The 26,994-nt window shown below is 57.6% G+C and carries 24 protein-coding genes and 1 pseudogene; 17 read left to right on the top strand and 8 right to left on the bottom strand.

Features of this window, described 5'->3' with window-relative positions:
* Window positions 1–23: 23 nt before the first annotated feature.
* The 13 genes from LN050_07185 to LN050_07125 all read left to right on the top strand — a co-directional run bounded on the left by LN050_07185 (window position 24) and on the right by LN050_07125 (window position 13,524).
* Window positions 24–1,391, top strand: coding sequence for an MATE family efflux transporter (locus LN050_07185; GenBank protein UFS55613.1), 1,368 nt, complete (start codon window positions 24–26; stop codon window positions 1,389–1,391).
* A gap of 97 nt (window positions 1,392–1,488) precedes the next feature.
* Complete coding sequence (locus LN050_07180; protein ID UFS55612.1) at window positions 1,489–2,223, top strand: ribonuclease activity regulator RraA; 735 nt, start codon at window positions 1,489–1,491, stop codon at window positions 2,221–2,223.
* Window positions 2,224–2,245: 22 nt separating this feature from the next.
* Window positions 2,246–3,085, top strand: a complete 840-nt coding sequence (locus LN050_07175; protein ID UFS55611.1) for a LytTR family transcriptional regulator — start codon at window positions 2,246–2,248, stop codon at window positions 3,083–3,085.
* A 221-nt stretch (window positions 3,086–3,306) separates the two neighbouring features.
* Window positions 3,307–4,170 (top strand): xanthine dehydrogenase family protein subunit M, encoded by an 864-nt coding sequence (locus tag LN050_07170; GenBank protein ID UFS55610.1) that lies wholly within the window; start codon window positions 3,307–3,309, stop codon window positions 4,168–4,170.
* 29 nt (window positions 4,171–4,199) lie between these two features.
* Window positions 4,200–4,685: a (2Fe-2S)-binding protein gene (locus LN050_07165; GenBank protein UFS55609.1), complete on the top strand. Its 486-nt coding sequence runs from the start codon at window positions 4,200–4,202 to the stop codon at window positions 4,683–4,685.
* Window positions 4,686–4,712: 27 nt separating this feature from the next.
* On the top strand, window positions 4,713–7,124 hold the full coding sequence (locus LN050_07160; GenBank protein ID UFS55608.1) for a carbon-monoxide dehydrogenase large subunit: 2,412 nt from the start codon (window positions 4,713–4,715) through the stop codon (window positions 7,122–7,124).
* 19 nt (window positions 7,125–7,143) lie between these two features.
* Complete coding sequence (locus tag LN050_07155; GenBank protein ID UFS55607.1) at window positions 7,144–7,800, top strand: SRPBCC family protein; 657 nt, start codon at window positions 7,144–7,146, stop codon at window positions 7,798–7,800.
* Complete coding sequence (locus tag LN050_07150; protein UFS55606.1) at window positions 7,800–8,771, top strand: MoxR family ATPase; 972 nt, start codon at window positions 7,800–7,802, stop codon at window positions 8,769–8,771. Before LN050_07155 ends, LN050_07150 begins: the two co-directional genes overlap by 1 nt.
* A complete protein-coding gene (locus LN050_07145; protein UFS55605.1) occupies window positions 8,768–9,976 on the top strand; it encodes a VWA domain-containing protein in 1,209 nt (402 codons plus the stop codon). Before LN050_07150 ends, LN050_07145 begins: the two co-directional genes overlap by 4 nt.
* A 20-nt stretch (window positions 9,977–9,996) precedes the next feature.
* Window positions 9,997–11,043 carry an XdhC family protein gene (locus LN050_07140; protein ID UFS55604.1) on the top strand — a complete coding sequence of 349 codons (1,047 nt, stop codon included), beginning with the start codon at window positions 9,997–9,999 and terminating at the stop codon, window positions 11,041–11,043.
* A gap of 3 nt (window positions 11,044–11,046) precedes the next feature.
* Window positions 11,047–11,727, top strand: coding sequence for a nucleotidyltransferase family protein (locus tag LN050_07135; GenBank protein UFS55603.1), 681 nt, complete (start codon window positions 11,047–11,049; stop codon window positions 11,725–11,727).
* Window positions 11,728–11,744: 17 nt separating this feature from the next.
* On the top strand, window positions 11,745–12,440 hold the full coding sequence (locus LN050_07130; GenBank protein UFS55602.1) for a 2OG-Fe(II) oxygenase family protein: 696 nt from the start codon (window positions 11,745–11,747) through the stop codon (window positions 12,438–12,440).
* On the top strand, window positions 12,421–13,524 hold the full coding sequence (locus tag LN050_07125) for a hypothetical protein (protein UFS55601.1): 1,104 nt from the start codon (window positions 12,421–12,423) through the stop codon (window positions 13,522–13,524). The genes LN050_07130 and LN050_07125 overlap by 20 nt, the downstream gene beginning before the upstream one ends.
* Here LN050_07125 and boxA read toward each other — a convergent pair.
* From boxA to LN050_07105, 4 genes are all read right to left on the bottom strand, one after another.
* The gene (gene boxA / locus LN050_07120; GenBank protein ID UFS55600.1) at window positions 13,521–14,807 is read right to left on the bottom strand and encodes a benzoyl-CoA 2,3-epoxidase subunit BoxA; all 1,287 of its coding nucleotides are present in this window, start codon (window positions 14,805–14,807) and stop codon (window positions 13,521–13,523) included. The genes LN050_07125 and boxA overlap by 4 nt on opposite strands.
* A gap of 21 nt (window positions 14,808–14,828) precedes the next feature.
* Window positions 14,829–16,256: a benzoyl-CoA 2,3-epoxidase subunit BoxB gene (gene boxB / locus LN050_07115; protein UFS55599.1), complete on the bottom strand. Its 1,428-nt coding sequence runs from the start codon at window positions 16,254–16,256 to the stop codon at window positions 14,829–14,831.
* An 88-nt stretch (window positions 16,257–16,344) separates the two neighbouring features.
* Window positions 16,345–18,042, bottom strand: coding sequence for a 2,3-epoxybenzoyl-CoA dihydrolase (gene boxC, locus LN050_07110; protein ID UFS55598.1), 1,698 nt, complete (start codon window positions 18,040–18,042; stop codon window positions 16,345–16,347).
* A 54-nt stretch (window positions 18,043–18,096) separates the two neighbouring features.
* Entirely contained in the window at window positions 18,097–18,981 is an 885-nt protein-coding gene (locus LN050_07105; protein ID UFS55597.1) for a helix-turn-helix transcriptional regulator, read from the bottom strand.
* Window positions 18,982–19,241: 260 nt separating this feature from the next.
* Here LN050_07105 and LN050_07100 point away from each other — a divergent pair, with 260 nt between their 5' ends.
* Both LN050_07100 and LN050_07095 read left to right on the top strand, forming a co-directional pair.
* Window positions 19,242–20,804, top strand: coding sequence for a benzoate-CoA ligase family protein (locus LN050_07100; GenBank protein ID UFS57355.1), 1,563 nt, complete (start codon window positions 19,242–19,244; stop codon window positions 20,802–20,804).
* Window positions 20,804–21,661 carry an alpha/beta hydrolase gene (locus LN050_07095; protein UFS55596.1) on the top strand — a complete coding sequence of 286 codons (858 nt, stop codon included), beginning with the start codon at window positions 20,804–20,806 and terminating at the stop codon, window positions 21,659–21,661. The genes LN050_07100 and LN050_07095 overlap by 1 nt, the downstream gene beginning before the upstream one ends.
* On the opposite strand, the gene LN050_07090 is transcribed toward LN050_07095, so the two are convergent.
* Both LN050_07090 and LN050_07085 read right to left on the bottom strand, forming a co-directional pair.
* Complete coding sequence (locus LN050_07090) at window positions 21,630–21,854, bottom strand: AraC family transcriptional regulator (GenBank protein ID UFS57354.1); 225 nt, start codon at window positions 21,852–21,854, stop codon at window positions 21,630–21,632. The genes LN050_07095 and LN050_07090 overlap by 32 nt on opposite strands.
* Before the next feature lie 186 nt (window positions 21,855–22,040).
* A pseudogene (locus LN050_07085) lies at window positions 22,041–22,450 on the bottom strand (cupin domain-containing protein).
* Between the two features lie 125 nt (window positions 22,451–22,575).
* On the opposite strand from LN050_07085, the gene LN050_07080 reads away from it, so the two are divergent.
* The gene (locus LN050_07080) at window positions 22,576–23,121 is read left to right on the top strand and encodes an AhpC/TSA family protein (protein UFS55595.1); all 546 of its coding nucleotides are present in this window, start codon (window positions 22,576–22,578) and stop codon (window positions 23,119–23,121) included.
* A 39-nt stretch (window positions 23,122–23,160) separates the two neighbouring features.
* Window positions 23,161–24,549: a glutathione-disulfide reductase gene (gorA, locus tag LN050_07075; GenBank protein UFS55594.1), complete on the top strand. Its 1,389-nt coding sequence runs from the start codon at window positions 23,161–23,163 to the stop codon at window positions 24,547–24,549.
* Here the strand turns inward: gorA and LN050_07070 are convergent.
* Both LN050_07070 and LN050_07065 read right to left on the bottom strand, forming a co-directional pair.
* The gene (locus LN050_07070) at window positions 24,546–24,947 is read right to left on the bottom strand and encodes a DUF1850 domain-containing protein (GenBank protein UFS55593.1); all 402 of its coding nucleotides are present in this window, start codon (window positions 24,945–24,947) and stop codon (window positions 24,546–24,548) included. The genes gorA and LN050_07070 overlap by 4 nt on opposite strands.
* A complete protein-coding gene (locus tag LN050_07065; GenBank protein UFS55592.1) occupies window positions 24,944–26,953 on the bottom strand; it encodes a TRAP transporter permease in 2,010 nt (669 codons plus the stop codon). The genes LN050_07070 and LN050_07065 overlap by 4 nt, the downstream gene beginning before the upstream one ends.
* Between the last annotated feature and the right edge of the window lie 41 nt (window positions 26,954–26,994).

The following is a 26,994-nucleotide window of genomic DNA, read 5'->3' as shown; positions in this document are numbered from 1 at the left end:
TTGGTTGACCGTAGCCGATAATCATGGGCTTGAACAAATCCCCGCAAATACGCACCTTGACGCCATCACTACCTAAAGCCCGCGCAGAAGTGCGTGCCATTTTCCGCATTGCTTTGCCCGTTATTGCCGCTCAGTTGCTGCAGATGGGCATGGGTGTGGCGGACACCATGATGGCGGGGCGGGTGAGTGCGTTGGCGTTGTCGGCGGTGGCCATGGGTTCGGCCATGTGGTTTTTCGCCATGATCGCTGGCATGGGTTTGATGTTGGCGCTCACGCCCATCATTTCGCAGCACTTGGGGGCTGGTAATCATGGGCTTGTCAACAAAGAGTTGCGCCAAGGCATGTGGCTGGCCGTGGCGTTATCGGTGGTGCAAATGTGCACCTTGGGCGCTTTGGCCTTGCTGATGCCCTGGATTGGTATCAATGCAGACATAGTGGGTGAAACGCGCAACTACCTGATGTGGGTGGCGTGGAGTTTGCCATTTACTTGCCTGTACATGGTGCCGCGCTTTTTAAGCGAGTCCATGGGCCACACCATGCCCATGCTGTGGACGCAGCTGTTGATGTTGCCCGTGAACGTGGTGGGCAATTACGTGTTGATGTTTGGCAATTTTGGTATGCCTGCCATGGGTGCATCAGGCGCGGCTTTATCGACGGGTATTGCGCAAACCATTGGCTGCTTGGCTTTGCATGTGTACGCACTGCGCGCACCACGCTTTGCGCCTTACCAGCTGAACCAGCTGCTGGGCAGGCCAGACTGGGCACACATTGTGAGCATGGTGCGCTTGGGTGCGCCCATTTCTATTGGCATTGCCATGGAGTCCGGCATGTTCACCGCCACGGCGTTGTTGATGGGGCGTTTTGGCGTAGACGTGGTGGCCGGCCACCAAATCGCCATCAACATTGCGTCCATTTGTTTTATGGTGCCGCTAGGCGTGTCTATGGCGCTGACTGTGCGTGTGGGCCAAGCCATAGGCGCTGGCGATACTGCTGGCGCGCGCTACCGAGGCCGCTTGGGCATTGCGGTGTGCGCTGGTGTGATGCTGGTGTCTGCGACTGCCATTGCCTTGTCGCGTGAATGGTTGGCTGGTGTGTACACGCCCAACCCGGCAGTGGTGGCGTTGGCTGCACAGTTTATGGCGTACGCCGCCGTGTTCCAGTTGGTAGACGGCATACAGGTGGGCGCCATGGGCGTGCTGCGTGGTTACAAAGACACCAAGGTCCCCATGATCATCACCGTGTTTTGCTACTGGGTAGTCGGCATGGGCTTTAGCATCACCTTTGGTGTGTTCGGCCCTTTAGGGCCTGCTGGCTTGTGGGCTGGTCTGGTGTTGGGTTTGGCCACTGCAGCCGCGGTGCTAACCACGCGGTTTGGGCGGTTGACCAACTGAATGCTGTTGCAATTGCGCTGGCGCAGTTGTCCGCTAAGCAACTGACACCGGGGGCAAATCAGCCTATAAAGTGTGACCACCCAACCCTGGAGTCACCATGTCTGTTGCACCACTACCGTTAGATCCACACATAGTCAGCGCTTTAAGCGGCGTGACCACTGCAACCCTGACCACTGTGTTGCTCAAAAAAGGCTTGCGCAATGTGTGGGTGCGCGGTGCCATGCCGTTAAAAGAGGGGCAGCCGCGTATGGTGGGCAGGGCGTTTACGCTGCGCTTTGTGCCCGCGCGTGAAGACCTGGCTACGCCTGCGTCCTGGGGGTCACCCATTTCTACGCGTGCTGCCATTGAGGCCATGCCCAGCGGTTGCATTGCTGTGGTGGACGCGTTGGGCGTTACCGATGCCGGTATTTTTGGCGACATTTTGTGTGCCCGCATGCAAAAGCGCGGCGTAGCTGCTTTGGTTACAGATGGCGTGATTCGCGACAAGGCTGGCGTGCTGGCCACAGAGCTGCCGGTGTGGTGCCAAGGCACTGCAGCACCTGCGTCGGTGGCGGGTCTGACGTTTGTCAACTGGCAAGAGCCCATTGCTTGTGGCGGTGTGGCGGTCTTCCCCAACGACGTGATCGTGGTGGATGTGGATGGTGCGGTGCTCATTCCCGCGGCCTTGTTGGACGAGGTGGTGCAAGCTGGCGTTGAGCAAGAGCGTTTTGAGGCGTGGATCATGACGCAAGTAGACGAAGGTGTGGCACTGCCTGGCTTGTATCCACCCAACGACCAAGCCAAAGCCAAATACCAAGAATGGGTGGCTGCCAACGCGACTGGCGGCTTGTAAACAACACCGCCATAATGTTGGCGTGAACTTGCTGCGCCATACCGCGACGCAAGTGCAAATGGCCACGCGTGAGGCCGTGGAGTGTGCAATGGACTCTAGGCAAGACTTGTATTTGTTGGAGAAGTTTGAGGTAGGAGTGATCCACCTTGACGCGCAGCGCAATGTGGTGGCCCTCAATGACTTTGCACGCCGAATCTTGCCGGTTGATGAGAAGAAGCCGTTCAACAAGCTGGTGACTGCTTTTCATCCGTCGCGCTCGCAGCCCAAAGTGAAGTTTTTGCTTGATGAGGCAGCTTCTTGCCCCATGGGTAGCGCGTCTCCCATGACCATGATCATCAACATACCTGAGCAGGTCTTGCTCATAAAGGTATCGCGCATGAGTGACGTCAACAACGCGTTGACTGGTTTTGTATTGGTCTTTTACGACGTGACCAGTGTGGTGAGTCACAACGATGCAGTCTCAAAAGACACTACTTCGAAAGAAGCATTCAAAGTCGACTCGTCACACGAGCATCTCAAGCGCAACGTGCAGCTCTCGCGCATTCCGGTGGTGGTTGACAAGAAAGTCACCTTTGTCGAGACCGCTGCTGTGTTGTGCCTGGAGTCACAAGCGCACTACACCCGCTTGCTGACCAGCGACGGTTGGCAGTTTTGCAACTTGAGCATTGGTGACTTGGAAGCACGCCTCAGTGAGGCTTACTTTATGCGCGTGCACCGCCGCTTTATCGTCAACGTGTCGGCAGTACAAGAGCTCAGCCGTGTGGGTGGCAAAACCCAGTTGGTAATGAGTGATGAAGGTCGCACCATCATTCCTGTTTCACGCGATGCGGTGGTGCAGCTTCGCAACAAACTGGGCGTGTAGCCGCGAATCCTAGGGATAACACTGACTCATTGGTGACCTAGGACTTTCCCTTATGGTCGCCGCACGAAAAGTTGGTGGCGACGTTTCGTGCAGCCAAAGCAGCGGTTGGTGCGTATTTTGTCGCTTTACGTGCGTTTGACGACAAATAACCCGGTACTTGCATCTTTCGTCTGTCTGTCTATAGTTAGTTTGTCTAGGACAACTACTATTTGGAGACTGCGATGATTCCACCCCGTTTCGACTACCACGCACCCGCCAGTGTGGCTGAGGCCATCACTTTGCTGGGCCAGTTGGGCTCTGATGCCAAGCTGCTGGCTGGCGGCCACAGCCTGTTGCCCATGATGAAGCTGCGCTTTGCCGAGCCAGCCCATCTGATTGACATCAACAAAATTCCCGAGTTGCGCGGTATTCGCGAAGACGGCAATGAAATTGTGATCGGTGCCATGACGGTTGAGAACGAGCTCATCAAGTCAGACATCCTGCAAGCCAAGGCGCCGTTGCTGTGTGAGGCGGCCAAGCTCATTGCAGACCCACAAGTGCGCAACCGCGGCACCATTGGTGGCGACATTGCCCACGGTGACCCTGGCAACGATCACCCTGCGTTGTCTATGGCGCTGGATGCGACGTTTGTGCTGCAAGGCCCTAACGGCAAGCGAACTGTAAAGGCTGACGACTTCTTCCTGGGCACCTACATGACGCTTCTCGAAGAAAGCGAGATCATGACCGAGATTCGAGTGCCAGCCTTGGCCGCAGGCACGGGCTATGCCTACGAAAAGCTCAAGCGCAAAACCGGCGACTGGGCAACTGCTGGTTGTGCCGTGGTGATGCAAAAGACGGGTGACAAAGTCACCCACATCCGCATTGCACTGACCAACGTGGGCCCCACCGCCTTGCACGCCACAGATGCAGAACAAGTGTTGCTCAACAAGCCGTTTGATGAGGCGGCGCTTGCCGCAGCTGCTGCAGCGGCTACTGCCATTTGTGATCCGGCAGAAGACTTGCGTGGTGACATTGAGTACAAGACCGCCATGGCTGGCGAGATGGTCAAGAGAGCCTTGCGCAAAGCATGGGCTCGTTGCGCCTAACCCCCACGACAACCAACAGGAGATCGAACATGTCCAAGAAACTCATTACCGTCACCATCAATGGCAAAAAAGAAGAGCGCGCCGTTGAGCCCCGTACCTTGCTGGTGCACTTTTTGCGCGAAGACCTGAACTTGACTGGCGCACACATTGGCTGCGAAACAAGCCACTGTGGCGCATGCACCGTGGACGTTGATGGCGAGTCTGTAAAGGCTTGTACCCACCTCGCCGTTCAATGTGATGGCTCTGAGGTGCTAACCGTTGAAGGCCTGGCAGACAAGGGCGTGTTGCACGCTGTGCAAGAGGGGTTTTACAAAGAGCACGGCTTGCAGTGCGGCTTTTGCACCCCTGGCATGTTGATGCGTGCCTACCGCTTTTTGCAAGAAAACTCCAACCCCACAGAAGATGAAATTCGCCACGGCATGAGTGGCAACCTGTGCCGCTGCACGGGCTACCAAAACATCATCAAGTCTGTGCAGTACGCAGCCAAAAAATTGCAAGAGCCTGTAACGGCCTAAGTCCCGAATCATATCTAGGAGACACTCATGAATGCACCAGTACCAAACGCCGAAGCCCGTGAAATAGCACTGGCAGGCATGGGCGCATCGCGCCTGCGCAAAGAAGACGCTCGTTTTATTCAAGGCAAGGGCAATTACGTTGACGACATGAAGATGCCAGGCATGTTGCACATGGACATCGTGCGCTCGCCTATTGCCCATGGTCGTATTGTCAAAATCAACAAAGAGGCGGCGTTGGCCATGCCTGGCGTGCACGCTGTGCTGACCGCCGAAGACCTCAAGCCACTCAAGCTGCACTGGATGCCCACACTGGCAGGCGATGTGGCAGCCGTGTTGGCCGACGAAAAAGTGCACTTCCAAATGCAGGAAGTGGCCATTGTGATTGCCGATGACCGTTACATTGCAGCGGATGCGATTGAGGCGGTAGAGGTTGAGTACGAAGAACTGCCCGTGGTGATGGACCCCTACGAAGCCCTGCAGCCTGGCGCGCCCGTTATTCGCGAAGACCTGGCCGGCAAGACCGAAGGCGCGCATGGTGCACGTGAGCACCACAACCACATCTTCACATGGGACGCGGGTAACAAGGCCGCAGCAGATGCTGCGTTTGACAATGCCGAAGTCACTGTGTCCCAGCACATGTACTACCCACGCGTACACCCTTGTCCACTTGAGACCTGTGGTTGTGTGGCGTCCTTTGACCCCATCAAAGGTGACTTGACCACTTACATCACATCGCAGGCGCCGCACGTGGTGCGCACGGTGGTGTCCATGTTGTCTGGCATTCCAGAGTCAAAGGTGCGCATTGTCAGTCCAGACATTGGCGGCGGCTTTGGCAACAAGGTTGGCATTTACCCAGGCTACGTATGCGCCATCGTGGCGTCTATTGTGTTGGGTCGCCCCGTGAAGTGGGTGGAAGACCGCATGGAGAACATTTCGTCTACAGCGTTTGCCCGCGACTACCACATGGATGGCGAGTTGGCTGCAACTGCAGACGGCAAGATCACAGGTTTGCGCGTGAATGTGGTGGCTGACCACGGCGCGTTTGATGCTTGTGCTGACCCCACCAAGTTCCCTGCAGGTATGTTTCACATTGTGTCTGGCAGCTACGACATTCCAGCAGCGCATGCCAGCGTGAAAGGTGTTTACACCAACAAAACGCCAGGTGGCGTGGCCTACCGTTGCTCGTTCCGGGTGACAGAGGCGGTGTACCTGATTGAGCGCATGGTGGACGTGTTGGCGCAAAAGCTCAACATAGACAAGGCTGAAATTCGCCGACGCAACTTCATCCAAAAAGAGCAGTTCCCCTACACCAGCGCATTTGGCTTTGAGTACGACTCGGGTGACTACCCAACAGCCCTTGAGAAAGTGCTGGATGCGGTGGACTACAAAGGCTTGCGCGCTGAGCAAGCCGCCAAGCGAGCCGACCCCAACAGCCCAACGCTGATGGGTATTGGCTTGGTCACCTTTACCGAGGTGGTGGGTGCTGGTCCATCAAAAATTTGCGACATCCTGGGTGTGGGCATGTTTGACAGTTGCGAAATTCGCATTCACCCCACAGGTAGCGCCATTGCACGCATGGGCACTATCACCCAGGGTCAAGGCCACCAAACCACTTATGCGCAGATTATTGCGACTGAGTTGGGCATTGAGAGTGAAGTCATTCAGGTTGAAGAGGGTGACACCTCAACCGCGCCTTACGGCTTGGGCACCTATGGGTCACGTTCTACGCCGGTAGCAGGTGCAGCCATCGCATTGGCCGCACGCAAAATTCACGCAAAGGCCAAGAAGATTGCCGCGCATATGCTTGAAGTCAACGAGGCTGATTTGGACTGGGAAGTGGATCGCTTCAAAGTCAAAGGCGACGACAGCAAGTTCAAAACCATGGCCGACGTGGCATGGCAGGCTTACCACCAGCCGCCAGAGGGCATGGAGCCAGGCTTGGAGGCCGTGCATTACTACGACCCGCCCAACTTCACGTTCCCGTTTGGTATTTACCTGGCGGTTGTTGATATTGACCGCGGCACTGGCGAGACCAAAATCCGCCGCTTCTACGCGTTGGATGACTGTGGCACGCGCATCAACCCCATGATTATTGATGGCCAAATTCACGGCGGCTTGACTGAAGGCTTTGCAGTAGCCATGGGCCAGCAAATGCCTTACGACGCGCAAGGCAACTTGCTGGGCAACACCTTGATGGACTACTTCTTGCCCACCATGGTCGAGACACCACATTGGGAGACTGACCACACGGTAACGCCTTCACCACACCACCCCATTGGTGCCAAAGGCGTGGCTGAGTCACCTCACGTGGGCTCAATCCCAACCTTTACGTCGGCCATTGTGGATGCCTTCTCACACTTGGGCGTGACCCATTTGGACATGCCACACAACGCGTTGCGCACTTGGAAGGCCCTCAAGGCCAATGGCGTAAATCTGTAACCAAACTGAAGAAAAAGCAATGGAAGTCAAACTAGACAAACAATACCCATTAGACGTGGATGCCACGCGGGCGTGGGCCTTACTCAACGACTTGAAGGCGGTTGCCAGCTGCATGCCCGGTGCACAAATCACCGAGCAGTTGTCTGACACTTCCTACAAAGGCGCGGTGAAGGTCAAGGTAGGGCCCGCCGTGGCGCAGTTTGGCGGCACGGTTGATGTGGTTGAGCTGGATGCTGAACAACGTCGCATGGTGATGAACGGCAAAGGTGCTGACAAAGGTGGCTCGTCGGCCTCCATGAACCTGACTGCCACCATTGAAGCCGACCCCGCCAATCCAGCGCATTGCGTGTTGAACGGTCAGGCCGTGGTCACCGTGAATGGCAAGTTTGCCCAGTTTGGTGGTCGCTTGATGGTGCAAGTCTCAGACATGCTGCTTGCGCAGTTTGTCGAGAACTTTCGCCAACAAGCGCAAACACTGCCTGGCGGCGATGCACCAGCAGCTGGCGCAACGACAGCCCAGGCCGGCGCCAGTGCCGATGCGTCACCGGCTGATGCATCTGCGCGCGCCGTACCTGCTGCGCAACCAGCCAAGGTGGCTGGTGAGATCAATGGCTTGGCCATCGTGTGGACGCTGATCAAAGGCTGGTTTGGCGGCCTGTTTGGCAAGCGCAGCTGATGACAGACACCAGCCATCAGTCAACCACCGGGGACGCCTCAGACATTACTGATGCGCGCCGATTGCGTGAGCGCCTCAGTCGCGTTGGCTATTTGGCTGACGACGACCTGGCTACCACCGTGTGGTTGTCGGATGCGTTGCAACGCCCGTTACTGATAGAGGGTGATGCCGGCGTGGGTAAAACCGCGCTGGCGCAAGCCTTGGCCAAAGCCAACGATGGCAAGCTGGTGCGCTTGCAGTGTTTTGAGGGGCTGGACATGTCGCAGGCCGCTTACGAGTGGAACTATGGGCGTCAGCTCATGGCCATTCGCTTGCAGGATGGTCAACGCCAGCTGCAAGACTCGGACGTGTTTCAGCGCGAGTTTTTGCTGGAGCGCCCGTTGTTGCAAGCCATTAGCCAGACCGGTCCTTGCGTGCTGTTGATTGATGAAATTGACCGCGCAGATCAGGCCTTTGAAGCGTTTTTGCTTGAGGTGTTGTCCGAGTACCAAATCACGGTGCCAGAGCTTGGCACCTTGCGCGCCACGCATGTGCCGCAAGTGATACTCACCAGCAACGGCACGCGAGAGTTGTCTGATGCATTGCGCCGGCGCTGTTTGTACCACTACCTGGATTACCCAACACTGGCTCGCGAAATGGCCATTGTGAAAAGCGTGTTACCCCATGCCGATACGCATTTGGTAGAAGAGGCGGTTGCTTTTGTTCAAAGGTTGCGCCAAGAAGACTTGAGCAAAGTTCCCGGTATTGCCGAAACGCTGGACTGGATTCGTGCGCTGTTTCAGCTCAAGAAGACCAGCGTGCTGCAAGACATGAGTGCTACCTTGTCAACCCTGGGCTGTTTGCTCAAAACCCAGGAAGACCGATTTGTTATAGGACCAGAGCGCATTACGCAGCTGGTTGAAGGCCGACGCAGTGTGGGTGTGGCTGAAAAAAAGCAAGACCACATGCAGGCGATATTGGGTAACGTATGACGTCAGCCCTCAGCCCTGGTGCAGCGCCTGCCAACACAATGCAGGCGGTAGCTGCGGCGCAACGCTTGGCCAGTTTTGCCAGCCTGTTGCGTGAGCATGGGTTGAATGTAGGCGTGTCTGAGCAGAAGGCCATGCTGGACATGTTGTTGCGCGTTGGCGTGACCAACGAGAAACCGCTGCAGGCCGCGTGGCGTGCCTTGGCTTGCCACACGCAGCGTGAGTGGCAGCAATGGCCAGACATTTACCAGCGCTTTTGGCACCCCGATGCGGTGCGTGGTGGCGTGAAGGTCAGTGGGCAGACCAAGCAAAGTCGCAACTTGCGCCAGCAGGTGCAAAGCCTGCACAACGACATGGATAGCGCCACGAACCCAGCGGGTACAAAAACTGCGCCGCAAACGGCTGGTGAGAAGCCAGGCAGCGATAGCGATGCCAACAACCAAGGCGAATCGCAGCGCGCCATGGGTGGCGCCAGCAGCACAGACCCCTTGCACTCGCGTGAAGGCCAAATGTGGCTGCCCCAAGAGTTACAGGCTTTGCGCCTGGTGGCACGGGACATCACACGCAGGTTGCGCCCCAAGCCCACTCGCCGGTGGGAGCGCCACGCCAACGGGCGACGGTTGGACATGCGCCAAACGCTCAGAAACAGCGTGGCGTGGGGTAATGAATTGACATTGCCGTGCTGGAAGACCAGTAAAACAGAGCCGCCGCGTGTGTTCATACTGGTGGATGTCAGCCGGTCCATGGAGGCGCATGCAAGTCTTTTTTTACGCGTGGCAAGAGCGTTTGCACTGGAGGCACAGGCGCGCGTGTTTGTGTTTCACACCCGCATGATTGAAGTCACGCCCTTGATGCTGCGTGACAGCCCCGCCGTGCAAGAAAAAATAAACGCAGTGACGGCTGGATTTGGTGCGGGTACCCGTATTGCAGCCAGCTTGCAAAGCTTTAGCCGCAGTGATGCGCGTGCACAATTGGGCAGCAACGCCCGTGTGTGGGTGATGTCTGACGGTTTTGACACCGATGCGCCCGACGACTTGGCCAAAGCCCTGCAAGCACTTAGTGCGCGTGGTGCACGTACGACGTGGTTTCACCCCACACGTGATGTGCCGGCGGCGGCTGCGATTCGGCAGGCGCGCCACAGCATTGAACGCTTTGTGCCACTGGCAAGTTTGGCTGATTTGAAAGCCGCAGCGGCCAAGCTGCACTGATTAATTTGAAGGGGCGTGTTATGAACCGCAATGAATGGCTACACCAGGCACACCGTCTACAGACCAATGGAGAGTCGTTTGCGTTGGTGACAGTGCTGCGCGCACAAGCGCCTACATCGGGTAAAGCCGGCGACAAAGCCGTAGTAACGGTTGACGGAAAAATTCATGGTTGGATTGGTGGCGGCTGTGCGCAGCCCGCTGTTATCAAAACCGTACGCAGTGCTTTGCAGGATGGCCAGCCACGCACCATTCGCATCACGCCTTCTGATGAGTCACAAGAGCGCAGCTTGGGCGATGTGCTGGAGTTTGGTATGGCCTGCCATTCCGGCGGCACGCTTGAATTGTTTATTGACCCAGTCATTGCCCAAGCCGAGTTGGTGGTGATGGGCGACTCGCCTGTTGCTCGCAGTTTGGTCAGCCTGGCGCCCAGGCTTGGTCTTCGCGTTGTAGCGGTTGCCCAGGACGCGCAAGCCCATGACTTTCCTGAGGCCAGCGCGGTGGTGGCCAGTGACGACACAGCAGCAGTGCGCGCGCAAGTGAGCGCCAACAGCTTTGTGGTTGTCGCCACGCAGGGCAGACGCGACATGCCATGCCTGGAGTCCGCGCTGTCTACGCAGCCGGCCCAGCTGTGGTTTGTGGCCAGCCACCGCAAGGCGGGTGTGTTGCGAGGCCAGTTGGTGGCAAGGGGACAAACACCTGAGCAAGTCGCGCGTATTGTGGCGCCAGCGGGTGAGTCTATTGGCGCGCAAACCCCGGAAGAAATTGCGTTGTCGGTGTTGGCCTCAGTGGTGGCAGCCAGACGCCAGGCAACGCCGCTGGCACAGGTATTGGGTCAGCAAGTGCAGGCGGCGCAGCCTGAATCAGCACTGGCAGCCGCGCAGACAGCCGCACCAGCAAAGACTTGCTGTGGTGGTGCCGCAAGCAAGGCAGCGGTGCAGGCAGCAGCTGTTGATGCTGGTGCGGCAGCCCAACCCCAGGCGGCTGAGCCCGTACAAATGCTGGTGCAAGAGCCAGTACAAGAGCAAGCCCACAAACCATCTGACAAGCCATCGTGCTGCGGGAGTTAAGCCATGGGTTGCATACTAAAAGGCGGCGGCGGTTTGTACAGCCGCGTCACAGTAGGCGCTGTATTGTTGGCTGCAGGTTCAGCCAGTCGCATGGGTCACCAACCCAAGTGCTTGCTTGAGCTGGGCGGCGTGCCTCTCATTCGCAGACAGTTGATTGCTTTGTCTGGTGCTGGCGTAGACGAGGTGGTGGTGGTGCTTGGCCACTACGCCGACCAAATCGAGCCGGTTGTGCAAAGTTTCCCGATATCAGTGGTGCACAACCCCAACCCCGATGACGGCCAAGTCTCTTCGCTGCGTATTGGTTTGCAAAGGCTGTCACCAAAGCTGGACGCCGTTTTGGTGGGCTTGGCAGACCAGCCGCTGATTAACGCGCAAGACATTACCGAGCTCATCGCTGCGTACAAAAAGCGCCCTGAACAAGCTGGTGTGGTGCAGCCAAGTGTTGATGGTTTGCCGGGTAACCCAGTGATGTTCAGCGCCCAAGTGCGTGATGATATTTTGGCGGGCGACGCCAACGTGGGATGCAAACAGTGGCAAGCCACCCACCCAGCATTGGTACACCACTGGGTGACCAGCAATGCACGCTACCGTGTTGATGTAGACACACCAGACGACATTGCCGCGCTTGAAGCGCGCACCGGTCATAAGCTCAAGTGGCCAGCGACTGCCCCAGTGCAGACCTAGCCTCACCAGGAAACACCATGCTCAGTCCAGACCCTATGCACCAGTTGTGGCAAACGCCACTTGGTGTGCATCAGTTTGAGCAGGCTGAAAACGTCAACGATACGTTGCTCAGGGTGTTTACTGCCATGCGTGCTACCGATGCGCAAGCCGATGGCAACAGCCCGTTTTATGCCAGCAAAGATGACTTGTTACAGCGTATCCGTCTGGGTGAGTGGCAGCAATTACTAACTTTTCTGGTGGATGGCTTGCGTCAAACCGTGGTGCTGGCCAACCACGGACATTGGCCGCAGGCCACACCCAGCTTGCAAATTGCTTTGCAAGGCATATGGTTTCAAGTGTCCAACAAAGGTGCGCACCACGACATACACACGCATGGTAATTGTTCTTGGTCTGGTGTGTATTGCGTGCAGGTTGACGCCCAGCAGTCTAGACAAGCCCATGCGGTAAATGGCGTTCGCAATGGCGTGACGCGTTTTTACGGTCCGCACTTTAACCACTTGGCCGGTGCCGCTATGGATTTTGGTAACGCCTATTTGCAGTCTGCACACGTAGACGTGCAGCCAGTGCCCGGGCAGCTGGTGGTCTTTCCGTCTTGGTTGCCACACCAAGCCATGCCATATGAGGGTGATCAAGACAGGGTGATTGTGTCGTTCAACGCCACCATTCACTCGGCGTCTGGTTCGGATCAAGTCCATGGCTATAGCGCTGGTTAGATCCACCTCGCTGCCAGCGCGCTACGGTTTGGGGTTGTGCGCGCACACAGCACGCTGGGTGTTGATGCTGTTGGCGTGGGTATGGCTGGGTGAGCAAGGCATTAAAGAGGGCTGGCTTTATGCCAGCGGCGTTTGGCCCTTGGTGCTGTGGTGGGGCAGCCGTTTGGCGGCAAGGCACATGCAGCGGCGTGTTGATGCGCACATGCAAGTGCTTGTCATCAGATCAAGCGGCACTGCCGCCGCCATTGTCTTGGCAGCCTGCAGATTTGTACCCGACAGTTTGAGCTTTTTCATGTTGCTCATTGCTGCGATGTGCTGGGGCGTTTGCTCGGGTGCGTCTGAGCATGCGCAGCAGCGTGGCAGCACGCCGCAGCATACAGCCTCACCGCTTCTTGCGGCCCTGGTGGTAGGTGCTTTGTGGTGGGCGCCCGGTTTTTTGGCGTCTGCCTTGGTGGCGTTGGCCGTATTGGTGTGCGCCACAGTGATCGCTGGCAATACGTCGCGCACCGCGTCTGTGGCACAGCCAACGCATCAAGATAACGGCCTGGCGTCATTGGCCATGGGTTTGATGATGGGCACCATGTGGCAAAGCAGTGCGTGGTGCGTTGGGCTGGGCTGGTCTGACAGCAGCGGCGTGATTGCGCACTTGTTGCTGATGGCTTTGCTGCCTGCTGTGGTGATGCACCTGGGCAAGGTCGTCAAGATGCAGGCGCAAACGTTGCAGGTGTTGACACTGGGCATTCTTGCAAGCGGTTCATTGTTGCTAGGCCTTGCAGGACCGGCTTATGGAATATGGGGCATGATTTTGCATGCGCTGGCGTGGTCGCTGCAATACGTCAATGCTGCACCGGCGTTGCCCAAGGCGTCTGACAATCAGCTAAAGACATCGCTTGCAGGCCAAGCCATGCTGCTTGCAGTTGGGCCAGTTGCCTTGTGGCTGATTGGTGAGACGATTCAGCGCAACGGCCCGCTGGTGCTGCAACTGGTGCAGATGCTGCTGAGCTGCGCCTGTGTGGCGGCGTTGTACCGCCTTGCACGTGGGCGCGGCAACCCAGGCGTGTTGCGCTACGGACCAGGCGCTTAGTACGTTTCCAAATGCAGCCGCCCTTTGGCTTTCATCTCGGCAGAAATGTTGGGCCAATCAAGTCCGTTTTGCGTGCAGATATGCTCTAGCGCATGCAGTACACCGGCCTCCATTGCCTTTAAACCGCAGACGTAAAAGTAGGCGTTGGGGTTTGTCAGAAGCGGTAGCAGAGCCGCAGCTTGTTCAAGCATGGCGTCTTGCACGTAGCGCTTGGGTTGGTTGGATTCGCGTGATAGTGCCAAGTGCGTGGTGATGAGGCTGGTGGGCAGCTTTTGCAGCGGACCAAAGTAGGGTAGTTCAGTTTTTGAACGTGCGCCAAAAAACAGCAGCAGTTGCGAATCGGCGAACTTGCCGGTTTTGGCCTCGCGCCTGCGCCACTCAGTCATGGCGCGCATGGGTGCGCTGCCTGTGCCTGTGCAAATCATCACAATGTGGCTGCCCGGGTGGTTGGGCATTAAAAAGCTGGCGCCAAATGGACCGACCACTTGCACGGTATCACCCACTTGCAAGTCGCACACATAGTTGGATGCCACGCCCCTCACGGCGTTGCCGTTGTGGTCTTGCAATACGCGTTTCACCGTGATGGAGGCGTTGTTGTAACCGGGGCGCTCGCCATTGCGCGCGCTGGCAATGGAGTATTGGCGTGGTTGGTGGGGCCTGCCTTTGCCATCTGCGCCGGGGGCGATGATGCCTATGCTTTGGCCTTCTAGCAGCGGCATGGGCGTGTCACCAAAGTCCAGTACCACGTGGTGCGTGTCGTTGTCTTCAGCGCCGTGGGCTGCCGCTTCCGTGACGCGTTGGTTGCCTACTACCTTTGCCATGGCCACAGGCTGAGCGGCCTTGGGGCCAAACAGTTGGGTGTAGGGCGTAGCCGCTGACCACGGCGGCACGGTGGCACTCATGGCCATGGTGCCGGTGTGGACCACTGGTGCGCTTGCATTGCCAGTGTCGCCAGAGCCGTTTGCAGCGGCACAGGCTTGTGCGGCTGCGGCCTCAATCACTTGCTGCTCTGGCAACTCTTCCCAGCCCAGTTGCTCGTCAAGGCTGTAGGCCTTGTCGCGCAACATGGTGCGCCAGTTGTCAATAGACCCAGTCGGGCAGGGCGCAATACACGCCATGCAGGCATTGCATTTGTCTGCGTCCACCACGTAGTTGTTGTCGTCGTGGGTAATGGCACCTATGGGGCAGGTGGCTTCACAGGTGTTGCAGCGAATGCAAATTTCCGGATCTATCACGTGCTGTTCAAATACAGCACTGGACGCTTCTGGTGATGAGGTGGTCATGGCAAGCCGTTTCGGTGGGGCTTAATTGAAGCGTACGTATTCAAAGTTGGCGTCTTGTCGGTTGATGCCAACAGCGGGCGGCGCAATCCAGTTGGCGTATTTGCCGGGCTCCACCACGCGATGCATGAGGCTGGCAATGAAGGCGCGGTCTTCCGTGCCTGGCATCCATTCGCCGACGCGCAAGCGCCATTCGGCTTCACTCACCACCTCGCCAGCTGGTGTGACGTTGGCACCGGCTAGCGCGCCAATGTTGCGGTTAAAGGCCTTGTGCGGTACACGAAGCTGGAAGTCAATGCCAGCCTTGGTGATAACCTTGTTCCAGCGCTCCACGCCGCCTACGCTGTCCTTGATGTAGTCGTCGCGCAGCACTTCATTGAGTGCGTTGAGCATGGGCACTTCTTTTTGCACCAGTTGACCGTCTTTTAGCTCCAGCACGGGATAGGTGCGGTCTTTGAGTACGTGATCGTCGTCACGCTTGGTCTCTTCGTAGCGGCCTTTGATGCCTGTGCTGTAGAAGGTGGCGGCGTTACTGGATTCGTCTGCACCAAACAAGTCAATGGTTACGCTGAAGTGGAAGTTGAGGTAGCGCTGGATAGTGGGCAAGTCAATCACGCCAGCGGCGCGTAGCTTGTTCACATCGTCTGTCTTGAGCTCGTTCATGACCTGGCAGGTGCGCTGTATGGTGCGCGATATGCCGCTCTCGCCCACAAACATGTGGTGCGCCTCTTCGGTGAGCATGAACTTGGTGGTGCGTGCCAGCGGCTCAAAGCTTGACTCTGCCAGCGCACACAGCTGGAATTTGCCGTCACGGTCTGTGAAGTAGGTGAACATGAAGAAGCTCAACCAGTCTGGTGTTTCTTCGTTAAACGCACCCAGGATGCGTGGGTTGTCCTGGTCGCCGCTGTTGCGTTGCAGCAGCGCGTCGGCCTCTTCGCGCCCGTCACGACCAAAGTGCTTATGCAGCAAGTACACCATGGCCCACAAGTGGCGGCCTTCTTCGACGTTGATTTGGAACAGGTTGCGCAAGTCGTACAAGCTGGGTGCAGTGCCGCCCAAATGGCGTTGCTGCTCCACAGATGCCGGCTCTGTGTCACCCTGCGTGACGATGATGCGGCGCAGGTTGGCGCGGTATTCACCAGGTACGTCGTTCCACACTTTTTCGCCTTTGTGGTCGCCAAAGTGAATGGTGCGGTCGTCTTGGCCAGGGTTCAAGAAAATACCCCAGCGGTAGTCGCGCATTTTCACGTGACCAAACTGTGCCCAGCCTTGCGGGTCAACGCTGACGGCGGTGCGCAAGTACACGTCCATGTTGGTGCTGCCGTCTGGGCCCATGTCGTCCCACCAGTTGATGAAGTTGGGTTGCCACTGCTCCAGCGCGCGCTGCAAGGTGCGGTCGTCGCTCAAGTTGACGTTGTTGGGGATTTTTTCGCTGTAGTTGATGCCGGACATAGTCGTCTCCATTGGGGGTGGCGGTTATTTCGGTTGCGGCGGGCCACCATTGAGCCGCCACACAACGCACAAACTATTGGCTTGTGACTTACACACGTGTCCAGTCAAAGGCTGACTTGTCACCTGTGCCGTATACCTTTAGTGAGCCTTTGGCACCTACAGCGTTGGGGCGCTGGAATATCCAGTTTTGCCAAGCTGTAAGACGGCCAAATACGCGTGTAAACATGTTTTCTGGCCCGTTAAAGCGCAGGTTGGCTTCCATGCCTGTCAGGGCGTCTGGTGACATGGCGGCGCGCTCTTCCAGCGCGATACGCAGCTCATCTGTCCAGTCCAAATCGTCTGGGTTGGCCGTTACCAAGCCCAGCTCAAAGGCGGCGTCTGCGTTGAGGTCCTGGCCTTTCTTGGCGGCTATGGCCGAGAGGGGTTGGTCTTCGCCGTAGAAGCGGCGCTGCAAGCGCGACTGGCCTGTTGCCATGGGGTACAAGCCGTTGTTTACGTCTGACGTGGCGATGGTGGGCGCTTGCTCAGGCGCGTCTGGTAACGCCAGGTGGTAAGAGCGATCACATGCCAAGGCCAATTCCAGGAAGGTACCGCTAAAGCAAGAGCCCTGGTCAATGCAGGCAAACAAGCTGCGTGCACTCACGTCCAGGCGGCTTAGTGTGCGGCGCAGCAAGCCTATGGTCTCGCGCACCAACCAGTGGTCTTTGTGCGCCAGCAACATGGCGTCCATGGCTTTTACGCCAGCGTCGTCGCCTTTGGTTTTGATAATCCATGTACCAATGTCCAGTTCATTGGTGCGCATGTGCAAAATGGCGTCTTCCAGCTGGCGAGCCAATGCCAGCGGGTAAAAGGCGTCACCTTCTGCTTCGATGGCGGCGGCGCTGTCTGGCATGGCGGCAGTCGGCGCCAATACAGTGATGGTGGCGTTGCGTTGACTGCGGTGTATATCGACATGCACATGCTGGTAGCGCAGTTGGTCGGCGGACATGTCGCGTTGCACAGGGGTTAGCTCAATGCCTTTGGCGGCGGTGTCTCGTGTGCTGGTGGCTGCCAGCGCCTCAGTGCGCTGCGCCACGGTTTGCGCAAACTTGGCAGGCTTGGCAATGTGGTCTACCAGACGCCAGTCTTGCGCGCGTTGGCCGCGTACCCCTTCAGTGGTAGTGCAAAAAATGTCTGCCAAATCGTGGCGAACGCGGCGCTTGTCTGTCATGCGCGTCAAACCACCTGTGCCGGGTAACACACCAAGCAAAGGCACTTCGGGCAAGCTCACCGCCGAGGATCTGTCGTCTATCAATACGATTTCGTCACAGGCCAACGCCAGCTCGTAGCCGCCACCTGCACATGCGCCGTTCACAGCCGCCAGAAACTTCAGACCTTCGTTGGCGCTGGAGTCTTCAAAGCCATTGCGTGTTTCGTTGGTGAACTTGCAAAAGTTCACCTTCCAGGCATGGGTGGATACGCCCAGCATAAAGATGTTGGCGCCTGAGCAAAACACGCGATCACGCGCACTGGTGATCACCACCACTTGCACGTTGGGGTGCTCAAAGCGCACGCGGTTGATGGCGTCATTGAGCTCAATGTCAACGCCCAGGTCGTAGCTGTTGAGCTTGAGTTTGTAGCCCGGGCGAATGCCTGCGTCTTCGTTGAAGTTGGCCGTGAGTGTCGCGGTGTTGCCCTCAACAGCCAGCGCCCAGTGTTGGTACTGCTGTGGGCAGGTGCGGTAGTCCACCTGGTTGGCGGCCAAGGCCGTGTCTTGGGCTAGGTTGGCGTCTGTTATGGCGTTCATGCAGTGCATCCTTGTCATTCGGTACATGCACTATGTTGCATGTTTAGCGACTTGTCAAGCACTTATTGCATGTGCCACCAGTTGTTTGAGTTGTTCAAAGGTTTGCGCCAGTGGCTGCGCACTGGTGTCTAGCGTGTACTGCGCCTTGGAGTAAAAAGCGGCGCGCCCGGCCAGAATACTTTTAAGGTCTTCCATGGCCTCTGGGCTGGCCTGCATGGGCCTGGTATCGCCTTGGGCCATCACGCGTTGCATGTGGTCTTGGGGTTTGGCTTGCAGCCAAATGGTGGTGCAGTGGCTTAGTAACTGGTTGAATGCGCCGGTATCAGACACCAAGCCGCCGGGTGTGGCAATCACCACGGCTTGGTTGTTTTCTATGGTGTTGACCAGCGCGCGGTGTTCGTAGCGGCGGTAGGCGTTGATGCCGTACAGCGCTTGTATTTCGTTGAGGCTGCAGCCTGCCAGACGCTCGACCTCGTGGCTTAGTTCGGTAAATGGGCAAGCCAGGTGCGCGGCCAGTTTGGCGCCCAGTGTGGACTTGCCGGCGCCTCGCAGGCCAATAAGGGCAATGCGTTTGGCGCGCGCTGTGGCTGGAGGTGCATGACCCAGGACTTGGGCTGCAGCCACACGCACGCGAGACAAGGCGGCTTCATCCAGCGGCGTCAGCAAGTCGCGCAGCATCAGCCATTCGGGGCTTGATGTGGTCACGTCGCCCAGCAACTCGGCCATGGAGCATTGCAACGCGTTGGCCACGTCTTGCAGTACCAATACAGATGCGTTGCCCGTGCCCAGCTCCAGGTTGGCGAGGTGTCGCTCCGAGACGTTGGCCGCCAGTGCCACGGCCTTGCGGGTCAGGCCGCGCCTGGCGCGCAGCGCGCGCACGCGAGCGCCAAGCTCACTCAAGTAAGCATCACGGTTGGCGTCTGTGGTGTTGTTGGTCAAGGTGTGAGGGCGTTACGCGTTGGAGCTTGAGCTTGGGGTGATTTGGTGTGACTTGGTGCAGAGGTGACTGATGTAGGGATGTCCAGCTTGACAGGTGTAAAAGGGCCGCCTAGCATAAAAGCACAATAGTGCATATTTAGGTGGTCTTTACATGTTGTTTGCTTCATTTTACTGTTCAACCTGAAACCGTCATGACACAAGTCAGCCCAACGCCTACAAACTCCACGGCCTTTAACGGTGTGCCAGCTTTGGGAGACTGCATGCAGATGCAGGCGCGCTTCAATTTTGCACAACACCTGCTCAGCACCAACGCCCAACGCAGCGACAAAACGGCCTTTATAGGCGATGGTGCCACCCTGAGCTATGGCGAGTTGCACACCCGTGTGCAGCGCTTTGCCAGTGGTTTGCTGGCACTGGGCTTGCACCCGGAAGAGCGCGTGCTGCTGTTTGCGCAAGACAGCGTGGATTGGCCTGTTGCATTCTTGGGCTGTTTGTATGCGGGTGTGGTGGCGGTGCCCATCAACACCCTGGTCACAGCAGACGACTGTGCCTACATGGTGCAACACAGCGACGCCAAGGCGGTGGTCTGCTCTGGCAGCTTGAGCGGCGTGCTGGCCGAGGCACTTTCGTTGTGTGACGGCCGACACAGCGTGGGTCACGTGCTGTTGGCACAGCCCAACGCCACCACGGCGCCGTCATGGCCCTTGGGTGTGCAGACGCAGGTGTTGAGCAGCTGGCTCAGCGCACAACAACCACTGCAAGCCTGTGCCAACACCAGCTGCGACGCAGTGGCTTTCTGGTTGTACACCTCTGGCTCCACAGGGCGGCCTAAAGCGGCGTTGCACAGCCATGCCAATCCCTACTGGACAGCGCAGTTGTACGGTAAAGACTTGCTGGGCATTACAGAGCAAGACGTGTGCTTTTCGGCTGCCAAGCTGTTTTTTGCCTACGGCCTGGGCAATGGCTTGAGTTTTCCCATGAGTGTGGGGGCGACCACTGTACTCATGGCCGAGCGGCCCACGCCACAAGCGGTGTTCAAGCGTTGGATAGACCACCAGCCTACGGTGTTTTTTGGCGCGCCTACTGGCTTTGCCGGAATGTTGGCTTCGCCAGACCTGCCGCCCAAATCAGCTGTGGCATTGCGTATGGCGTCTAGCGCTGGCGAGGCCTTGCCCGCGCACATTGGGCACACCTTCAAGGCGCACTACGGCGCCGACATCGTTGACGGCATTGGCTCAACCGAGATGCTGCATATCTTTTTATCCAACAAGCCTGGCGACGTGCGCTATGGCACCACTGGTTGGGCTGTGCCCGGCTACGCGCTGAGCCTGCGCGACGACGACGGCCAGCCCGTGCCCGATGGCGAGGTGGGTGATTTGTACATCAGTGGTCCCAGTGCCGCGTTGATGTACTGGGACAACCGCGCCAAGTCATGCGACACTTTTCAAGGCGCATGGACTAAAAGCGGTGACAAATACGTGCGCAACGCAGATGGCACTTACACCTACTCCGGGCGTAGTGACGACATGCTAAAGGTCAGCGGTATTTACGTGTCACCCTTTGAGGTGGAGGCCACCCTCATACAACACCCCAGCGTACTGGAGGCCGCCGTGATTGGCGTTGCCGACAGCGATGGGCTGATCAAGGTGAAAGCTTACGTGGTGTGCAAGGACGGCGAGCCTGCGGATGCCGCTGCACTGCAAAGCTTTGTTAAAGAGCACTTGGCGCCATACAAATACCCACGCCAGATCGAGTTTCTGGACGAGCTGCCTAAAACCGCCACCGGCAAAATCCAACGCTTTAGGCTGCGGGCCCTGAACTGATGGCTGCACAAAGCGCGAGGCAGGCTGCCCCCACTGTGCGCTTGCCAAACGCCTCTTACGCAGGCGGCCCCTTGGAGGTGGAGTACCAGTGGCTTGAGCCTGAACAGCCACCAGGCAAGTGCCAACCCCTGTTGGTGTTTTTGCATGAGGGCTTGGGCAGCCTGGGTATTTGGCGGGGGTTCCCGCAGCAGGTGTGCAACGCACTGGGTTGCAGGGGCTTGGTGTACTCGCGTGAGGCCTATGGTTGGTCTGGCGCGCAGCAGGTGGCAAGCCAATGGCCTGCGCATTTTTTAGACCACCAAGCCGACGTTGTGCTGCCAGCGCTGTTGAGTGCCTTGGGTATTGACTGTCGCCAACAAGCAGTTGTGCTGGTGGGTCACTCTGATGGCGCGAGTATCGCGTTGATAGCAGCAGCTCATATGCCCCGGATTGCGGGTATGGCCGCGCTGGCCCCCCACACGTTTGTTGAGCCTCAAACGACCAATGCCATTGCGCAGGCCAAGCAGCTTTATGCGCCTGCGCCGCCGCAAAAAGGCTTGCGCGATGCGCTGGCCAGGCATCACCAGGATGCCGATAGCCTGTTTGCGTGCTGGTCAAGCGTGTGGCTGTCTGAGGCATTTGGCCAGTGGGATATTCGCCCCATGCTGTCGCGCATTGCTTGCCCCTGTGTGGTGGTGCAAGGCTTGGACGACCCCTATGGCAGCAACGCGCACGCCGAGTCCATTCGGGCAGCTGTACCGCACACGCAGTTGGTGTACTTGCAGCCATGTGGCCACGAGCCGCACAAAGACTGTGCTGTGCAGGTGGTGCAGGCCTTGGCTGACCTTATTGCGCCTTCAGCCAAGCCGCTGGGCTAATGCTGTGTGCTGTACCAAATGCGTTCACGAATGCACTGGCACTGCTGTAGCCCACAGCGTGGGCGGTGCGCGCTACGCTTTGACCGCTGCGCAATAGGTTGCGCGCCAGGCCCATGCGCCAGGTGGTGAGGTAGTCGCCCGGTGTTGTGCCCACTGCTGCTTTGAAGTGGCTGGCAAAACTCGCGCGCGACATACCAGCGGTTTGGGCCAATGTGTCCAGTGTCCAGTGTGTTTGCGGTGCGTTGTGCATGGCGGTAATGGCCTTGGCCAGGCGCGGGTCAGACAAGCCGGCAATCACTGAGGCTGGCACCAGTTTGTGTTCAATGCAGTAGCGCAGCAACTGAATGAGTAACAACTCACACAAGCGGTTGATTGCGGCTTGGCCGCCGCAGCGCGGCGCAAAGGCCTCAGTCGTCAACAGGTCCAGCGTGCCTTTGAGGGCAGGTAAATCTGCCAGCGGCAACACCAGCACAGGTGGCATGGCTTGCAGCAGGGGTTGTTGCCCAAGCCAAAGTCCACACGTGCGCACAAGGCCTTGTTGGTGGGCTCATCGCTCATGTGCACGCTGTGGGCACGTGCATGGGGCAGCCACACGAGGACGGCTTGCACTAGGGTGTAGGGTGATGCGTCCAGCCCGGGCACCAGTAGCTGCCCGCTGCCTTGCTCAATTAAATGCAAGTGGCCGCTGGTGTCGCTTTTGTCTACGGTGTGCAAGCCACACAGCGCGCCTTGAAAGTAAACACTGGCGCGCAAGTCAAAGCGGTTTAAAAGCGGGGAAAGTCTGTCCATGCGAGGTATTATGCGCATTTATTAATACGCTTTCGATATTTTTAAATACTTAAATGTTGAATTGGTGCAATAAGCTATAGACTTGCAACCCACCAACAACCCCTTGCCTTGAAAGGCTTACGACCATGATCACACCACTAATGCCCCGTCAAGCTGTACCAGCTCTACAAGTGCCCACCTTGGCCCACGGTCAGTACGATCTGGCTACAGACGCGCCCAAGACGTTTTCGTTGGCGGTGTTTTATCGTGGTCTGCATTGCCCCATTTGCGCCAAGTACTTGCTAGAGCTGGGCCGCTTGTTGGGTGATTACGAGCAGCGTGGTGTGAATGTCATTGCACTGTCTACAGACGGGCAAGAGCGTGCGCAACAGATGGCCGACAAGATCAACAACCCCAATCTGCGTTTGGGCTACGACTTGTCATTGGCCAAGGCGCGTGAGTGGGGCTTGTACACCACAGCAGGGCGTGGCTTGACGTCTATCAACATAGAAGAGCCAGCCTTGTTTGCCGAGCCAGCGGTTTACATCGTGCGCCCGGACGGCACGCTGTACTACGGTGCGGTGCAAACCATGCCGTTTGCACGCCCCCACTTTGATGAATTGTTGGCTGCCATTGATTTTGCTGTGGCTAAAGACTATCCAGCGCGCGGCGAATACACGGGTGCGGTTTAATCAGGTCATTGTTCAAGTCTTTAACGCCCAAGGAAGTCTATGTCTGAGTCAGTCACCACCGTTCAACAAGCCCAAGAATTTGACCTGTTGGTCATAGGTGGCGGCTCTGGAGGCGTGGCCTCTGCCAGGCGTGCGGCCGCACATGGCGTGCGCGTGGCCCTTGTTGAGCGCGACCGCTTGGGCGGCACCTGCGTGATACGCGGCTGTGTGCCCAAAAAGCTCATGATGTACGCCTCAAAGTTTGGCCGAGAGCTGCCAGAAATGGCCGCCTACGGCTGGCGCTTTGAGGGTGCCACGTTTGAGATGGACACATGGCAAACCAACAAGGCCGCCGAGATTGACCGCCTTGAGGGCATTTATAACCGCATGCTTGATGGCAGCGGTGTCACCGTGTTCAGGGGGGACGCCACCATTGTTGACGCCAACACCGTATCGGTTGATGGCACCACCACCATCAAAGCCAAACGACTGCTGATTGCCACAGGCGCGCGCGTGAACCGCCATGCTGTTCCTGGTATCGAGCAGGCACTCACGTCTGACGATATCCTGGACTTGCGCCATGTGCCCAAGCGTTTGGGCGTGTTGGGTGCGGGTTATATCGCGCTGGAGTTTGCCAGTATTCTGCGCGGCCTGGGTAGCGACGTAACAGTGTTTTACCGTGACCACTTGCCCTTGCGCGGATTTGACAACAGCACCCGCGCCAAGCTGGCCCAAGCCTTGACGGCGCAAGGCATTACGCTGATGCCGTCCAGCAGCATGAAAAGCGTAGAGGTACGCGGCGACACCACGGTGGTGTTTGCGGGTGACATGGAATACGAGTTTGACGCTGTGTTGAATGCGACAGGCCGCAGCCCCAACACTGAGGGCTTGGGCCTTGGAAACATCGGCGTAGCCATGAACCAGGACGGCTCTATACAAGTGAACGAGTGGAGCGAAACCTCTGTGGCCAACGTGTATGCCGTGGGCGACGTGACCAGTCGCATGGCGCTCACGCCGGTGGCCATTGCCGAAGGCCGCGCCTTGGTCGACAACCTGTATACCGGCACAAAGAAAACCGTCAACCACGCCTCGGTGGCTACGGCAACCTTTACCATGCCGCCCTTGTCCAGTGTGGGTTTAACCGAAGAACAAGCTGCCGGGCAATACGCCAAGCTGCGCGTGTACGAGACTGAATTCAGGCCCATGAAAGTGGCCTTTGCAGGCGGCACCACCAAGACCTACATCAAGGTGCTGGTCGACGACGCATCCGACAAAGTGGTGGGTGTGCACATGCTGGGTGATGACTCACCAGAGATCATCCAGGCCATCGCCATTGCCGTGACATTGGGCGCGACCAAAGCCCAGTTTGACGCCACCATCGCCGTGCACCCCACAACAGCTGAAGAGTTTGTGCTGTTGCGTGAGGTGACACGCACGGTACCCGCCTAATTGTTTGGCGGCTGGCAAGGCGTCAGCGTCACTGCTGCAATATCAGGCAAGCCCGTCAGCCAGTTTGACAGTGGCTTGCATTGCTTGTTCATGCACAGCGTGGCTTGTGCGGTGTAAGGGCTGTGGCTTAGTGTGACGCTTTTGAGTTGCACATTGACTGGGTATTCATACACGCCGTTGACCAGCACGGCGTTGTCTGGAATGTCCATGCCCGCGCCGCTGGTGGCGATGCTGGCGCGCACCAAGGTCAGTATCTGGGGTGTGACTTCCCAGTGCTCCAGCCATTGCGTTTTTTCAATGGAGTGCACCCACTGCAGCTCAAATGCAGTGGTGGGCACAGTGGCAGTTAGCGCGCCGCTGCTCAAGCACAGCGCTGCCAGGGCAGCGCTGGCGCTCATGCTGCGGGTTGGGCTGCGGCGCGGGTGCGCCACATGTGCCAAGCCAAAAAGCCTGCAGACAAGGCCAATCCAATTTCGTCTGTAATAGGCAAAGCCACCACCAACATGGCAGCCGCTGCCACGGCCCATACACGCTCCCACACGGGCATGGTTGCGCGCCAAACCCCACTGGCGGCCATGCCCCATAAAGCGATGGCAACGAGCGCCTTGAAAACGATGTAAGCCACCGCCACAACGCTTGGGTCACCTTGCAGCATCAGCGCTGGTGAGTACACGGCCATGTACGGAATCACAAAGCCTGCAAATGCCACCTTGACCGCTTGCACACTGATTTTTAGGCCAGACTCCTTGGCAATCGGTGAGGCGGCGAAACAGGCCAGTGCCACGGGCGGCGTGAGGTCTGCCAGGATGCCAAAGTAAAACACAAACATGTGGCTGACCAGCAAAGGCACGCCCAACTCTAGCAGGGCTGGTGCGGCCAGCGAGCTGGTGATGATGTAGTTGGGAATGGTAGGAATGCCCATGCCCAATATCAGACACACAATCATGGTGAGGCACAAGCTCAAGAACAAGCTCTTTTCGCCCACACTGATGATGGCGTTGGCAAAGGTAGTCGCTGCACCTGTGAGGGTTAGTACACCTATGATGACGCCCACCAGCGCGCAAGCGACACCAACCGGCAGGGCGTGGCGTGCGCCATTGGCCAAAGCCTGCACACTGATGTGCAGCGCGCCGCCATCACGAATAGCCAACAACACAAACACCAGCAGTGCGATGGTGCCCAGCAGTGCACCCGCACCTATTTCAAAAAAGCCACCGCACAACAAACCAATGACCAGCCAAAAGGCAACACGCATGGCGGTATTGGGCACACGCAGTGCAATGGCGGTACCCAGTATCAACACCACGGTCAAGAACAAGCCAACAGTGCCCGCAAATAAAGGCGTGTAGCCGCCAAACAGCAAGCCCACCAACATGAGCAAGGGTCCAATAAGATACCAATGCGTCTTTAAAGCCGCCCACGGGTCTGGGCAGTCTTCTTTGGCCAAACCTTTCAGGCCAGCGCGCGCGGCCTCAAGGTGCACCATCCAAAAAGCAGTGGTGAAGTACAAGATGGCAGGCACCAGCGCGGCAATACAAATATCCAGATAGGGCAGCTCAAGCGTCTCAGCCATGATGAAGGCCACCGCCCCCATAACGGGTGGCATGAGCTGGCCACCCATGCTGGCAGTTGACTCAACGCCGCCTGCAAAGGCAGACGAAAAACCAAAACGCTTCATCAGCGGAATGGTGAATTGCCCGGTGGTGACCACGTTGGCCACGCCTGAGCCGTTGATGGTGCCCATGAGGCCAGAGCTCACCACGGCCACCTTGGCTGGGCCACCGCGTGTGTGACCCACAGTGCCCATGGCAAAGTTGGTAAACAAGGTGATCATGCCGGCGCTTTCCAGAAACGCGCCAAACAAAATAAACAAGAAGATGTAGCTGCTGCTGACATAAGTGGGTATGCCGTAGATACCCTCTGTACCAAACGCCATCTGCTCAATGACTTGATCAAATGCGTAGCCCCTGTGACCCAGCGGTTGTGGCAAGTACTCGCCAAAAAACGCATAGGCCAAAAACGTGGCGCAAATAACCGGCAAGGCCCAACCCATGATGCGCCGTGCGCTGTCAAAAACCGCCAGCAGCGCAACAACGCCAATCAGCATATCCACATGGTTGAGATCGCCAGAGCGAAAAATCAACTCGCCTTCAAATACCCACTGGTAGACACCAGTGCCCATGGTGGCCAGGCCCAGCAACAGCGACAAGTGCTTGAACCGGCCGGGCAGCATGAGCATTACCAGCAAGCACAAAAAACCCACGTGAATGGCGCGCACGATTTGCGTACCGATAGGGCTGAAGGTGGCGGTGTAAACCTGGAACACCGAGAAGACCAGGGCAACTAAAAATATCGCCTTGTCTCGGGTGGTGCCGCTGAATGACCATTCTTTGGAATTGAGCATGCTGGTGATGGGTTAGATGGTTGACGACCAACAGGGTAGCG

This window comes from Comamonadaceae bacterium M7527 (assembly GCA_021044545.1).
Lineage (GTDB): Bacteria > Pseudomonadota > Gammaproteobacteria > Burkholderiales > Burkholderiaceae_C > RS62.
This window is presented reverse-complemented; position numbering and strand designations above follow the sequence as displayed.

Excerpts from the sequence above, each read along its gene's own strand:
- LN050_07100 (UFS57355.1), top strand. The coding sequence starts at position 19,242 with ATGCAGATGCAGGCGCGCTTCAATTTTGCACAACACCTGCTCAGCACC.
- LN050_07170 (UFS55610.1), top strand. The coding sequence starts at position 3,307 with ATGATTCCACCCCGTTTCGACTACCACGCACCCGCCAGTGTGGCTGAG.
- LN050_07140 (UFS55604.1), top strand. The coding sequence starts at position 9,997 with ATGAACCGCAATGAATGGCTACACCAGGCACACCGTCTACAGACCAAT.
- boxB (UFS55599.1), bottom strand. The coding sequence starts at position 16,256 with ATGTCCGGCATCAACTACAGCGAAAAAATCCCCAACAACGTCAACTTG.
- LN050_07185 (UFS55613.1), top strand. The coding sequence starts at position 24 with ATGGGCTTGAACAAATCCCCGCAAATACGCACCTTGACGCCATCACTA.
- LN050_07165 (UFS55609.1), top strand. The coding sequence starts at position 4,200 with ATGTCCAAGAAACTCATTACCGTCACCATCAATGGCAAAAAAGAAGAG.
- LN050_07070 (UFS55593.1), bottom strand. The coding sequence starts at position 24,947 with ATGAGCGCCAGCGCTGCCCTGGCAGCGCTGTGCTTGAGCAGCGGCGCG.
- LN050_07065 (UFS55592.1), bottom strand. The coding sequence starts at position 26,953 with ATGCTCAATTCCAAAGAATGGTCATTCAGCGGCACCACCCGAGACAAG.
- LN050_07155 (UFS55607.1), top strand. The coding sequence starts at position 7,144 with ATGGAAGTCAAACTAGACAAACAATACCCATTAGACGTGGATGCCACG.
- LN050_07090 (UFS57354.1), bottom strand. The coding sequence starts at position 21,854 with ATGTCGCGCGCGAGTTTTGCCAGCCACTTCAAAGCAGCAGTGGGCACA.
- LN050_07180 (UFS55612.1), top strand. The coding sequence starts at position 1,489 with ATGTCTGTTGCACCACTACCGTTAGATCCACACATAGTCAGCGCTTTA.
- LN050_07080 (UFS55595.1), top strand. The coding sequence starts at position 22,576 with ATGATCACACCACTAATGCCCCGTCAAGCTGTACCAGCTCTACAAGTG.
- boxA (UFS55600.1), bottom strand. The coding sequence starts at position 14,807 with ATGACCACCTCATCACCAGAAGCGTCCAGTGCTGTATTTGAACAGCAC.
- LN050_07130 (UFS55602.1), top strand. The coding sequence starts at position 11,745 with ATGCTCAGTCCAGACCCTATGCACCAGTTGTGGCAAACGCCACTTGGT.
- LN050_07125 (UFS55601.1), top strand. The coding sequence starts at position 12,421 with ATGGCTATAGCGCTGGTTAGATCCACCTCGCTGCCAGCGCGCTACGGT.
- LN050_07145 (UFS55605.1), top strand. The coding sequence starts at position 8,768 with ATGACGTCAGCCCTCAGCCCTGGTGCAGCGCCTGCCAACACAATGCAG.
- gorA (UFS55594.1), top strand. The coding sequence starts at position 23,161 with ATGTCTGAGTCAGTCACCACCGTTCAACAAGCCCAAGAATTTGACCTG.
- LN050_07095 (UFS55596.1), top strand. The coding sequence starts at position 20,804 with ATGGCTGCACAAAGCGCGAGGCAGGCTGCCCCCACTGTGCGCTTGCCA.
- LN050_07150 (UFS55606.1), top strand. The coding sequence starts at position 7,800 with ATGACAGACACCAGCCATCAGTCAACCACCGGGGACGCCTCAGACATT.
- LN050_07160 (UFS55608.1), top strand. The coding sequence starts at position 4,713 with ATGAATGCACCAGTACCAAACGCCGAAGCCCGTGAAATAGCACTGGCA.
- boxC (UFS55598.1), bottom strand. The coding sequence starts at position 18,042 with ATGAACGCCATAACAGACGCCAACCTAGCCCAAGACACGGCCTTGGCC.
- LN050_07135 (UFS55603.1), top strand. The coding sequence starts at position 11,047 with ATGGGTTGCATACTAAAAGGCGGCGGCGGTTTGTACAGCCGCGTCACA.